This is a genomic window from Aeromonas sp. 600527, assembly GCF_049175415.1.
GTDB classification, from domain to species: Bacteria; Pseudomonadota; Gammaproteobacteria; order Enterobacterales; family Aeromonadaceae; genus Aeromonas; species Aeromonas veronii_A.
Genome location: NZ_JAAKVA010000028.1, coordinates 24,396 through 36,713 on the forward strand (window position 1 = coordinate 24,396; position 12,318 = coordinate 36,713).

The 12,318-nt window shown below is 59.4% G+C and carries 10 protein-coding genes; 6 read left to right on the forward strand and 4 right to left on the reverse strand.

All coding sequences use genetic code 11. From position 1 onward, the window contains the following. Window positions 1–5 precede the first annotated feature (5 nt). A complete protein-coding gene (mnmG, locus tag G5154_RS20785; protein ID WP_058056584.1) occupies window positions 6–1,895 on the reverse strand; it encodes a tRNA uridine-5-carboxymethylaminomethyl(34) synthesis enzyme MnmG in 1,890 nt (629 codons plus the stop codon). Window positions 1,896–2,403: 508 nt separating this feature from the next. After that, window positions 2,404–2,853 (reverse strand): FMN-binding protein MioC, encoded by a 450-nt coding sequence (gene mioC, locus G5154_RS20790; protein ID WP_033138545.1) that lies wholly within the window; start codon window positions 2,851–2,853, stop codon window positions 2,404–2,406. Window positions 2,854–3,249: 396 nt separating this feature from the next. Between mioC and G5154_RS20795 the strand changes: the two genes are divergently transcribed. The 5 genes from G5154_RS20795 to fhuB all read left to right on the forward strand — a co-directional run bounded on the left by G5154_RS20795 (window position 3,250) and on the right by fhuB (window position 10,780). After that, the gene (locus G5154_RS20795; protein WP_421251610.1) at window positions 3,250–5,346 is read left to right on the forward strand and encodes a TonB-dependent siderophore receptor; all 2,097 of its coding nucleotides are present in this window, start codon (window positions 3,250–3,252) and stop codon (window positions 5,344–5,346) included. 79 nt (window positions 5,347–5,425) lie between these two features. Next, the gene (locus tag G5154_RS20800) at window positions 5,426–7,072 is read left to right on the forward strand and encodes a multidrug ABC transporter permease/ATP-binding protein (protein WP_421251611.1); all 1,647 of its coding nucleotides are present in this window, start codon (window positions 5,426–5,428) and stop codon (window positions 7,070–7,072) included. Between the two features lie 46 nt (window positions 7,073–7,118). Further along, window positions 7,119–7,883: an ATP-binding cassette domain-containing protein gene (locus tag G5154_RS20805; RefSeq protein ID WP_421251612.1), complete on the forward strand. Its 765-nt coding sequence runs from the start codon at window positions 7,119–7,121 to the stop codon at window positions 7,881–7,883. Window positions 7,884–7,937: 54 nt separating this feature from the next. After that, window positions 7,938–8,801, forward strand: coding sequence for an ABC transporter substrate-binding protein (locus tag G5154_RS20810; protein ID WP_421251616.1), 864 nt, complete (start codon window positions 7,938–7,940; stop codon window positions 8,799–8,801). Then, complete coding sequence (gene fhuB / locus G5154_RS20815; RefSeq protein ID WP_421251613.1) at window positions 8,798–10,780, forward strand: Fe(3+)-hydroxamate ABC transporter permease FhuB; 1,983 nt, start codon at window positions 8,798–8,800, stop codon at window positions 10,778–10,780. Before G5154_RS20810 ends, fhuB begins: the two co-directional genes overlap by 4 nt. 291 nt (window positions 10,781–11,071) lie before the next feature. On the opposite strand, the gene G5154_RS20820 is transcribed toward fhuB, so the two are convergent. Continuing rightward, a complete protein-coding gene (locus tag G5154_RS20820; protein WP_421251617.1) occupies window positions 11,072–11,224 on the reverse strand; it encodes a hypothetical protein in 153 nt (50 codons plus the stop codon). A gap of 177 nt (window positions 11,225–11,401) precedes the next feature. Here G5154_RS20820 and G5154_RS20825 point away from each other — a divergent pair, with 177 nt between their 5' ends. Further along, window positions 11,402–11,824 carry a hypothetical protein gene (locus tag G5154_RS20825; RefSeq protein WP_421251614.1) on the forward strand — a complete coding sequence of 141 codons (423 nt, stop codon included), beginning with the start codon at window positions 11,402–11,404 and terminating at the stop codon, window positions 11,822–11,824. A 35-nt stretch (window positions 11,825–11,859) separates the two neighbouring features. Here the strand turns inward: G5154_RS20825 and G5154_RS20830 are convergent. Then, on the reverse strand, window positions 11,860–12,318 hold a 459-nt coding region (locus G5154_RS20830), incomplete at its 5' end, for an Hpt domain-containing protein (protein ID WP_421251615.1).

The following is a 12,318-nucleotide window of genomic DNA, read 5'->3' on the forward strand; positions in this document are numbered from 1 at the left end:
ATTCCTCAGGCGGTTTTACGCAGCAGGCCGTGTTTTTTCAGGTGAACCAGCAGGATGGAGATGGCCGCCGGGGTGATGCCGGAGATGCGGGAAGCCTGACCAATGGTCTGCGGCTTGGCATCGTTCAGCTTGGCTTTCACCTCGTTGGAGAGGCCGTTCACCTCGCGATAGTCCAGATCCAGCGGCAGCAAGGTGTTCTCGTTGCGCAGCTGCTTTTCCACTTCATCGTGCTGACGCTCGATGTAACCGGCGTACTTGATCTGGATCTCAACCTGTTCGGCCGCGGCAGGATCGGTCACGGAGGGGCCAACCCCTTCGATGGCCATCAGCGCATCATAGGTCACCTCTGGGCGACGCAACAGCTCTTCCAGACTCTGCTCGCGGGTCAGCGGGGTATTGACCAGAGCGTTGACTGCCTCCAGTGACGGATGTTGCGGGTGGATCCAGGTTGAACGCATGCGCTGACGCTCCAGCTCGACCTGTTCCATCTTGGCGTTGAATTTGCTCCAGCGCTCGTCATCCACCAGACCCAGTTCGCGACCGATGGCAGTCAGGCGGATATCGGCGTTGTCTTCCCGCAGCAGCAGGCGATATTCGGCGCGGCTGGTGAACATGCGGTAAGGCTCGCGGGTCCCCAGGGTGGAGAGATCATCCATCATCACACCCATGTAGGCCTGATCCCGACGCGGGTTCCAGGGATCCTTGTCCTGGGCACGCAAGGCCGCGTTCAGACCGGCCATCAGGCCTTGTGCCGCCGCCTCTTCGTAACCGGTCGTCCCGTTGATCTGGCCAGCGAAGAACAGGTTTGGAATGCACTTGCTCTCCATGTTGGCCTTAAGATCCCGCGGATCGAAGAAATCATATTCGATGGCATAGCCGGGGCGAGTGATGTGGGCGTTCTCGAAGCCGCGCACGGAACGGACGATCTGCACCTGCACGTCAAACGGCAGGCTGGTGGATATCCCGTTCGGATAGAGTTCGTGGGTGGTCAGGCCTTCCGGCTCGACGAAGATCTGGTGCGCCGTCTTGTCGGCGAAACGGGTGATCTTGTCTTCGATCGATGGGCAGTAGCGCGGGCCGATCCCCTCGATCACCCCGGCGTACATGGGGCTGCGATCCAGGTTATTGCGGATCACTTCGTGGGTACGCTCGTTGGTGTGGGTGACGTAGCAGGGCACCTGACGGGGATGCTGGCTGGCATCGCCGATAAACGAGAAGACAGGACGAGGATCGTCGCCGTGCTGTTCCTGCATGACGGAGAAATCGACGCTGCGGGCATCGATGCGCGGCGGGGTGCCAGTCTTGAGACGATCGATGCGCAGTGGCAGTTCACGCAGGCGCTGGGCGAGGGCGATCGACGGAGGATCCCCGGCACGGCCGCCCTTGTAGTTTTCCATCCCTATGTGGATCAACCCGTTCAGGAAGGTACCGACCGTCAGCACCACAGTCTTGCCGCTGATGCGGATCCCGCTCTGGGTGACCACACCGGCAACACGATCCCCGTCCATGATCAGATCGTCACAGGCCTGCTGGAAGATCTTCAGGTTCGGGTAGTTCTCCAGCATCTGGCGAACGACGGCCTTGTAGAGCAGGCGATCCGCCTGGGCACGAGTGGCTCGCACTGCCGGTCCCTTGGAGGAGTTGAGGGTGCGGAACTGGATCCCGCCAAGATCGATGGCACGCGCCATGATCCCGCCGAGTGCGTCAACTTCCCTGACCAGGTGTCCCTTGCCGATCCCGCCGATCGCCGGATTACAGGACATGTGTCCCAGCGTATCGATATTGTGGGTCAGCAACAGGGTGTTCATGCCCATACGGGCTGCCGCTGTTGCTGCTTCGGTTCCGGCATGACCGCCACCGACGACGATCACATCAAATTGTTCATGGTATTGCATTGGGATCACCTTGATCTGCACGCCTGAAGATCTTTATTTGCCTGGGCTAAAGGGCGGAACATTCTATCTGTTTCGCGTCCTGAGGGGAACGTCTACTTAACGTTCAGTATGAAGGGAGGATCCACTAATTAGATCTTAAGGATCTTTAGATCGATCTTTTACTGGATCTCTTATTAGGATCCGCCCTTTCTGTTGATAAGCACTTTTTGATCATAAAGATCATTAATTTAATGACGATCCTAGCTTGTGGAAAAGCTTGGATCCTGGCCCGGTGAACGAGGGGATAACCAGGACTTTTATACACAGAGGTCTGTCGGTCTGGATCTAATACATGGATAACTATAGGTTTTGCAGAGCTTTACACCGTAGTTATGCACATTACCCCTGGGCGTTGTGGGTAACCTTGTAGAACAACTCCCCCGGATCAATCTGTTAATAACATGGTGGATAGTCGATCTGGGGATAAGTGGGGAGATCAAGCTTTTTTTCAGGATCTCCCGCACGCTGATCAGGCGATCATCGTCATCCAGTCGCGGATCCACACTTCTGCGGCATCTTCGGGGATCTCGTGTTGGGTCACATCGATGTCGAGTCGCTCGCCAATCCGGCTGGCTCCGCACTCGGCCAGCAGGCGATCCAGCGTCTTGCCGCCCTGGCAAAAGGTGTCATAACTGCTGTCGCCAAGGGCGATCACGCCATATTTCAATGAATTAAGATCCGGATGCTGCTCGGCAAGATCCTTGGCGAAGGGTTGCAGGTTGTCGGGCACATCCCCGGCACCATGGGTGGAAGTGACCACCAGCAGGATGGATCCCGCATCATCCAGCACCTCTGCCAGCTTGGCCGGGTTGTGGATCCGGGTCTGGTGGCCAGCCTGTTCCAGCAGGTTGGCGACGTGGTCTGCGACATATTCGGCGGCGCCCAGCATGGAGCCGACGACGAGATTGAGTTTGGCCATGGAATGGATCCTGATTTCAGACAAAGAAACGGAAAGCCGGATTCTACCGCCAAAGGGTGTGGATAAATATGGATAAAGCTTGGGGATAATGGATCCAGTCAGATAATGCCGCCGGATCCATCCTGCCGATCTTTTTTCTGCTTCTTTATATTCCTCTCCATTTTCTTCTCCGCTCATAGCTCTCCTGATGGCTCCCATCTCCCGCGAAATCCCGCCAACGATGCAGCTAGATAACAATGTAGATGCAAATGATTAGCAATTATTGAATCGATTCGATCACGACTCCTGTAGTAGGATTGCGCTGCTTTACTCGCCCATGGAACAGGGTGATCTCGTGAAAAACGACCACAAATAACAATTAAAACAACATAACTCATTGATAAGCGAGACTTTAATATGATTGCGCAAAAATACACTACAGGACCCGGCAAGAAGGGCGCCTTCGGCGTGCTTTCGCTCTCCGGTTTGCTCGTCTCCCTGCCGCTGATGGCCGAACAAACCACCGCTGAGCTGCCCAAAGCCAGCGAAACCATGGTGGTGACCGGTACGGCCATGAAGGTGGAAGTGCCGATGGCCGAGACCCCTCGCGCCGTCTCCGTGGTTAATCGCGAGGAACTGGATCAGCACGCCGTGTTGCAGCTGGATGAAGCGATTCGCTACCGTTCCGGCGTATTGACCGGTCTCTATGGCTCAGACAACAACACCGACTGGTTCAAGGTACGTGGCTTCGATGCCGCCTCTTATCTGGATGGCAACCGGCTGTTTGGCACCGGCTATTACGTCTGGACGCCGGAACCGTTTGGTCTGGAGAGTGTGGAAGTGCTGAAGGGGCCAGCCTCGATCCTTTACGGTGAGGCTCCTCCTGGCGGGGTGATCAATGCCATCAGCAAGCGGCCTACCGCCACGCCGCAAGGGCAGGTGGATCTGCAGCTTGGCAGCCGGGATCATCGTCAGGTCGGGGTGGATGTCTCTGACGCGCTCTCCGACAACAGCCGTTACCGCATGGTTGCTCTTTATAAAGAGCGTGATGGCGTGCTCACTGGCACTTATAACGATCGGGTTTATCTGGCGCCCAGCGTCACCTTCGATCTTTCGGATCGTACCAGCCTGACCCTGCTGGCCAGTTTCCTGCACGACGAAGGGGTCCCGACCAACGGCTTCTTCCCGGTCTATGGCACCCTGAATACGTCAGGTGGCCAGATTGATCCCTCCACCAATCTGAGCCAGCCGGATTACGATCGCAACCGCAATACCCAGATCTCCACCGGTTATGAGCTGGCCCACCAGCTCAACCAGAGCTGGGAGTTCAAGCAGAACGTCCGCTTCAACTACAACGATCTGCTGCTGCGCCAGACCTATATCTTCCCGACCTATGAAGGCACAACCGCCAGTCGTGGCCTGGTTTACCGCGATGGCAATACCAAGAGTGCCACCATGGACAACCAGATGGTGGGCTACTGGAACACCGACAGCACCGAGCAGACCTTGTTGCTGGGGGTTGATCTGCAGCGTCATGTCAATGAAGGGGTCGAGGCCGACAACTACGGTATGGGCTCCATCAATACCATGAACCCGGATTACAGCGGCTTCCCCGGTTTTGACGAGTCGACCGCCACTCACCAGAAGAGCAGCAAGGGCCAGAGCGGTCTCTATGCCCAGCACCAGATCCGCTGGGACGATCGCTGGTTGCTGACTGCCGGTGGCCGTTTCGACTATGTGGAGACCCACAACACCAATACCAGCAAGGACGAGCGCCAGTACGATCACGAGCTCTCCCTCTCGGGCAGCCTGATGTATCTGGCTGACAACGGCCTCTCTCCCTACTTTGCCTATGCCGAGTCGTTCGAGGTGCTGCCGGGGATAGATCCCAACACCAAGAGTTCCTACAAGCCGCTCAAGGGCAAGCTCTACGAGACCGGCGTGAAGTATGCGCCTGCCTTCCTCGACGGTTACATCAATCTGGCGCTGTTCGATCTGGCCCAGACCAACTCGCTGGTCTCTACCGGTTCCGGCCAGCAGACCCAGGCGGGTGAAGTGACCTCTCAGGGGGTTGAGCTGGAAGGGAGCGTGCAGGTGACCGATGCGCTGCGTCTGACCGCTGCTTATACCTACACCGATGCCAAAACCAACGACACCGGCAGTGGCGATCGCCGTGCCAGCCTGATCCCGCGCCACCAGGCCTCCTTCTGGGGTAACTACAAGGTGCAGCAAGGGGGGGCTTCGGGTCTGGAGCTGGGTACCGGTGTACGTTATATCGGTTCCAGCGTGGGTATTGGCGCCGTGAATGCGGACTACACCCCCATCTACGGCTCTGCCGAGGTGCCGGCCCATACCGTCTGGGATGCGATGATCGGGTATGACTTTGCCAAGAACTGGCGTGCCCAGCTCAACGTCAACAACCTGCTGGGTGAAACCTACGTGGCCAGTTGTGACTACTACTGCTACTACGGCGAGCCGCGCAGCGTAGTGGGCAGCATCAACTACCGCTGGTAATCGAAGTCGGGCGGGAACCGGATTCCCGCCCTTCTTTTCACCCGCAGTTGTTCAGATCTCTCTGGAATACCGGTCCGTTATGGAACTCTTGTCTCTGGTTTATCGCCAATATCGTTGGCCTTTTATCGCCATCACCCTGCTCAGTCTGCTCAGTGCCGTCAGCGGGATTGGCGTCATTGCTTTTATCAATCAGTCTCTTATCGAATCTATAGGTGATCCGCTGCCGATCCTCGGTCAGCTGGTCGGCCTCATTGTGTTGCTGCTGGTGATCACTCTCGGATCTCAGCTGGCCCTGACCACTCTCGGTCACCATTTTGTCTACCGGTTGCGCGGCCGTCTGCTCAAGCAACTGCTGGATACCGATGTCGCCCGCATCCGCCAGATTGGTCAGGGGCCGCTGCTGGCCTCCCTCTCCAGCGATATCGGCCAGATCACCATTGCCTTCGTGCGCCTGCCTGAGCTGGTGCAGGGGCTGGTGCTCACGCTGGGCTCTGCCCTCTATCTTGGCTGGCTCTCTCCTGCATTACTCGGGGTGACCGCGCTCTGGGTCACCGTCACCATGGTGGTGGGCTGGTTGCTGGTGAACCGTGTTTATCGCCATCTCTCCCACATGCGTCAGGCCGAAGATCGGCTCTATCAGAACTATCAGGCCATCATCGCCGGCAGCAAGGAGCTGGCGCTCAACCGCGAGCGGGCTCACTTCGTTTACCACCAGCTCTATGAGCAAAATGCCCGTGACTACCGCCAGCAGATCATCCGCGCCGACACCTATCACCTGAGCGCGGTGAACTGGTCGAATATCATGATGCTGGGGGCCATCGGTCTGGTCTTCTTTCTGGCCAACGGCCTTGGCTGGGCCAACACCAATGTGGCCGCCACCTTCGCCCTGACCCTGCTGTTCCTGCGCACCCCGCTGTTGCAGGGGATTGGCGCCCTGCCGACCCTGCTTGCCGCTCAGGTGGCGTTCGACAAGATCGCCGCCCTCAATCTGGCCGAGCCGGATGCGGACTTCCCGCTGCCGCCCGCCATCCGCCCCTGGCAGCGTATCGAGTTGGAGCAGGTGAGCTTTCACTATCAGGGGGAGGGCGGCTTTGCCGTCGGTCCCATCGATCTGGTCATCGAAAAGGGGGAGCAGATTTTCATCATCGGTGGCAATGGCTCCGGCAAGTCGACCCTGGCCATGCTGCTGACCGGCCTTTACCAGCCGGTATCGGGCCGGATCCTGCTGGATGGTGAGCCGATCACCGATCGCAACGGCTATCTGGCGCTCTTCTCCGCCATCTTCACCGACTATCACCTGTTCCAGCATCTGCTGGGGCCGGAACCCAAGGATGAGCTGGTGGCCGAGTGGCTGGAGCGGTTGCAGATGGGCAGCAAGCTCACAATCGAGGATGGCTTTATCGCCGATATCAATCTCTCCCAAGGGCAGCGCAAGCGGGTCGCCCTGCTGCTGGCGCTGGCCGAGCAGCGCGAAGTGATGCTGTTTGACGAGTGGGCTGCGGATCAGGATCCCCAGTTCCGTCGCATCTTCTATCAGGTGCTGCTGCCGCGCCTCAAGGAGATGGGCAAGACGGTGATTGCCATCAGTCACGATGATCACTACTTCCCGCTGGCAGATCGCCTGCTGGAGATGCGTCAGGGTCAGCTCACCGAACTGACCGGGGCGCGCCGCGCCGCAGTGAGCCGTGATGCGATCGCTCACCTGGATTGCGAGGTGCCGGCTTGATGCTGGCACCGATGAGACTGGCGGCAAGCCAGCACAGGAATTGCTTATGTTCGAGATGAAATCAGCCAGCTTCACGGTCAATGACCGCACGCTGCTGCACCCCACCGACCTGCGTTTCGAGCAGGGACAGGTCTATGGCCTCATCGGCCACAATGGGTCGGGCAAATCGACCCTGCTCAAGCTGCTGGCACGCCAGCAACCCCTCAGCGACGGCGAGATCCTGTTCGATGGCAAGCCGCTGCCCGACTGGGGCAATCGGGAGTTTGCCCGTCAGGTGGCCTATCTGCCCCAGCATCTGCCGAGCGCCGAGAATCTGCTCGGGCGGGAGCTGGTGGAGATGGGCCGCTACCCCTGGCGTGGCCTGCTGGGCCGGATGGGGGTGGAGGATCACCGTCAGGTCGATCGGGCCATCGCCCTTACCCATACCGAACGCTTTGCCGATCGGCTGGTTGATACCCTCTCCGGCGGCGAGCGGGGCAGGGTCTGGCTGGCGATGCTGCTGGCCCAGGAGAGCCGCTTCATCCTGCTGGACGAGCCGCTGGCCGCGCTGGATGTGGCCCACCAGGTGGAGGTGCTGACGCTCGTCAAGCAGTTGAGCCGTCAGCTAAACCTCGGGGTCATCATTGTCATTCACGACATCAATATGGCCTCCCGCTTCTGTGATCGGCTGGTGGCGCTCCACTCCGGCCGCCTGCTTACCCACGGTGAACCTGAGGGGCTCATGACCAGCGAGACCCTGAACGCCATCTATGGCATCCCGATGGAGGTCATTCGCCACCCAGCCTATGACCACGCCATCGCCATCGTCTGACCGAGGGCATCCTTGAACCGTTTATTGAAGAAGATAGCGCCCTGCCTTATCAGCCTGCTGCTGCCATTTGTGGCGCAGGCCGACACATCCCCGCTCGCTTCTGCGCCGCCACCCCGTATCGCCACCGTCGACTGGACCATAGCCGAGACCCTGCTGGCACTCGGGGTGACTCCGCTGGCGGTGGGGGATGTTGGCCCCTATCAAGCATGGGTTGGCGAGCCACGGCTACCCGCCGGAGTGGTGGATATCGGCCTGCGCACCCAGCCTAACCGTGAGCTGCTGGCAGAGCTCAAACCCGATCGCATCCTCATCTCGCCGCTGGCGGCCCCGCTGGCGCCAACTCTTTCCCGCATTGCACCGGTGAGCACCATCGCCCTCTATGATGGGAAAACCGATCTATGGCAGCGGCTGCACGAGGTGACCCTGACTCTCGCCCGTATGGTGGGCAAAACCGCCGAGGGCGAACGGCTGCTGGCCGGGCTGGATCGGGATCTCGCCAGTATGCAGGCCGGATTGCCTGCGGATCTGCCGCCCCTGCTGGTGGTGCAGTTTATCGATGAGCGCCATGTGCGGGTGTTTGGTCGACACAGCCTGTTCGATGCGGTGATGACGCGGCTTGGGCTGCGTAATGGCTGGCAGGAGCAGACCAATGACTGGGGTTTCTCGGTGGTCAGCATCGAGCAGTTTATGACCTTGCCAACCGCGCGGCTGGTGGTGGTCGATCCCATCCCGGTAGGGGTGAGCGAACGGCTGCAGGAGCCCGGGCTGTGGCTGCATCTGCCGCTGGTACGGCAGGCGCCCGTGCTGTATCTGCCTGCGGTCTGGAGTTTTGGCGGCGTATTGGCCGCCCGCCGTTTCGCCGGTCTGCTCAGCGATGCATTGTTGCAAGATGTCGAGCGTATGGAGGCTGGCCGATGAAGCGACTGCTCACATCGCCACTGCTGCGGCCGGTCTCGATCCTGCTGGGGTTGACCCTCTTGCTCGCGTATTGGGAGCTGGCTCGCCAGCTGCCCGGTGCGCTCTGGTGGCAGAGCTTCTTCGCCCCCAATCTGGATGATGTCAGCCAAGCGGTGGTGCATTTCAGCTGGCTACCCCGCTTGGCTGTCACCCTGTTGGCCGGGGCGGCTCTCGGGCTGGCGGGCACCCTGATGCAGCAGGTGCTGCGCAACCCGCTCGCGTCACCCACTACTCTTGGGGTGGCCTCCGGCGCCCAGCTGGCGCTGATGATGGTGACCCTGTTTGCCCCCTCCTGGTTGCTGCTGGGGCGGGAGTGGATCGCCATGGCCGGTGGCAGCCTTGCTATGGCACTGGTGTTTGCCCTGGCCTGGCGTCGTCAGCTCAATCCGGTGGTCATCGTCTTTGCCGGGCTGGTGATCAACCTCTATCTGGCGGCCATCAGCATGGGGCTCTTGCTGTTCTTTCAGGAGGAGCTGAAAGGTTTGCTTGTATGGGGCAGTGGCTCGCTAGTGCAGAACAGCTGGAGCGGGGTGAGTTATCTGTTGCCCCGCCTGCTGGCAGCCGCTTTGCTGGCCGCAGTACTGGTGCGCCCGCTGGCAGTGCTGGAGCTGGATGATGCCAGCGCCCGTAGTCTGGGGGTCTCCCTGCAGCATCTGCGTTTTGCCGGACTTGGGCTGGCGGTGTTTGTTACCGCTTGCGTGGTGAGCGTGGTGGGGCTGATCGGCTTTATCGGGCTGGCGGCGCCCGCCATGGTGCGGCTGCTCGGGATCCGCCAGCTCGGCCAGCGGCTGTTGTGGGCTCCGATCCTCGGCGCCCTGCTGCTGGCGGCGACCGATCTGCTGCTGCAGAGCCTGAGCCGCTTCTGGCCACTCTTGATCCCCACCGGCGCCATGACCGCCCTGCTGGGGGCGCCGCTGCTGCTCTGGCTGATCCCGCGCCTTGGCATCAAGTCGGGTACGCCGAAGGCTAACGCCGGCCTGCTGGTGGCCCGCCATCCGGCACCGGCTCGCCTTATTGGCCTGTTGTTGGTCGGGCTGCTGCTGGCCGTGGTCGCCTCCCTGCTGTTGGGTCAGGGAATGGCGGGCTGGAGCTGGCCAAGCTGGCTCCGCTGGCAGGCCCAGCTGGAGTGGCGGCTGCCGCGCACTCTGGCTGCGGGGGCGGCTGGCGTGCTGCTGGCGCTGGCGGGCACCCTGTTGCAACGGGTCAGCAACAATCCTATGGCGAGCCCGGAGCTGCTGGGGGTGAGCGGCGGCACCTTTATGGGGGTGATTGCGACGGCGTTGTTGCTGCCTGCATTGCCCCTGCCGTTGATGCTGGCCGGTGGCCTGCTCGGGGCCTTCGGCTGCCTGTTGCTGCTGGTGCTGGTCAATCGCAAGCACGGCTTCCAGCCGGAGCGGATCCTGCTTTCAGGTATTGCCATCACGGCACTGTTTGAGCCGCTGCAGGCCATCGCGCTGGCCAATGGTGACATGCGGGTGCAGCAACTGCTCTCCTGGATGTCTGGTTCCACCTACTACGTCACCCTGCCGGTAGCCTATGGGCTAGTGGGGCTGGCGCTGTTGATGCTGGCCGCCTGTCTGCTTGTCAGCCGCTGGCTCGATCTGATGCCGATGGGTAGTGCTGTAGCGACCGCGCTGGGCATTCGCCTCAACCGTGCCCAGCTCGCCATCTTGCTGCTGGTGGCCGTGCTCACCGCTAGCGCCACCCTGGTGGTGGGGCCGCTCTCCTTCGTCGGTCTGTTGGCGCCGCATATGGCCAAGCTGATGGGGCTGGTGCGGGCACGCTGGCACCTGCTTGGAGCCGCCGCTTCAGGTGCCCTGTTGATGGTATCGGCGGACTGGGTCGGCCAGCAGATCCTCTTCCCGCAGGAGGTGCCGGTCGGGCTGGTCTCCACCCTGTTAGGGGGCGCTTACTTCATGTGGTGCCTGCGTCGCCTCTAGGCTTGTGGACAAAAAACGCACAACAAAAAGCCCGGGATGAACCCGGGCTTTTTGTTGTCTGCTGTGCGGAGAGTTACTTGCCGATGCAGAATGTTAAAATGTTATATTATTCAATATGTTATTTTCTTTTTGGGGGAGGTTAGGGGAAAGTTTAACTAAAATAGCATCTTTAGAGATAGATCACGGGTTTCTGCTATCCTGCTGCGTTACCACATAGTTCGTAGTCATCCATGCTGCTTTCCTATATCAAGCTGTGCAGTATCCCACGCCAGAGCTGCTGCGCATATGCAGTCAGGTGGCCAGCACCAGTTCGGCTAGGGTGTGATCCCGCTTCTGAAACAGCCGCTGGAATGGCCGAGTACGGGTCAGGAAGAACAGGGTCATCTTGTTTTGCTCAGAAATCAGCATCAGCGCCGCCCGTTCGAACACCGCAAACAACATCATCTAATTTCCGAGCAAAACAAGAATTCTATATCTATGACTAAAAGGAGAGAGCGCTAGGTCATATCCCGTGTCAGCGTATTCCGAACAGTGGGGCCCTGATTAAACTTTATAGTTATCAGTTCGATAGATAAGAACTCCCCAGCAGCGGGGTAACTTCGATATCCAGGAGATAATCATATGTCTCAGAAAGGAGTTCTGGTGGCACTACTGACTGTTTGCTACACGATGTCGGCTCAGGCCGACAAGCTAACCTCTCAGATCGCCTGGCCAGTCACCGCCAGCAAAAGTACCGGGATGGAAATCTCACTCACCCACCCGGGTCAACAACAGGTCAATTCCTCGTTCACATCCAGCCCAGTCCAGACCGAGGCCATCAACGTCAGCAACTCGGATTTCAATACCACCTATCAATTGCAGGCACGCACCCTGTATGCCAGTTTGCCCGAGCAGGCCGATACCGACTTCAAGCTATCTCTCAACGGCCAGCCACTGCCACTAACCCAAGCCACCCGTTACTTCCTCAGCTACCAGGCCTCAACCGCCAAACCGGATCAAACCGGCGAAGCGGCCTATGAACTACTGGTCTATTGGCACGGCTGAACATCCATGAAGGCATGTCCAACATGCCTTCATTTTCATGCCAGTTCTGGCTGCATTCTCATTATCGCTTGCCTGACAATCCCATATGAATACTGCAATTGCTGCAATGCCCCAAGCAATTCCTGTGGCTCAAGCCCGGCCGATTCCGCCTCACAACACACCGCCACCAGTTTCATTGCTCCCATGATCCTGGCCCCGCCTTTCAGGCGATGCACATAATCAAGAAACCGGGCTACCTCACCGTCATCGGCAGCCTGCCGTAGGCACAGCAGATCATCATCACTCGCTCGTGCAAACTCGTTCAACAAAGGCAACATGAGTGCAGGCTGATGACCGGTCAAAGGCCCCAGACACAACTTAATCTCCTGCATGCAATGCTCGATCTCCCTCTGTTCCTCATGTCGCATGTGGCGGCCTAGACAGCACTCCAGCTCCTCCAGTCCCACTGGTTTGAACAGGCAATCGTCCATGCCAGCCGCCAGTCCCTCGCTCAC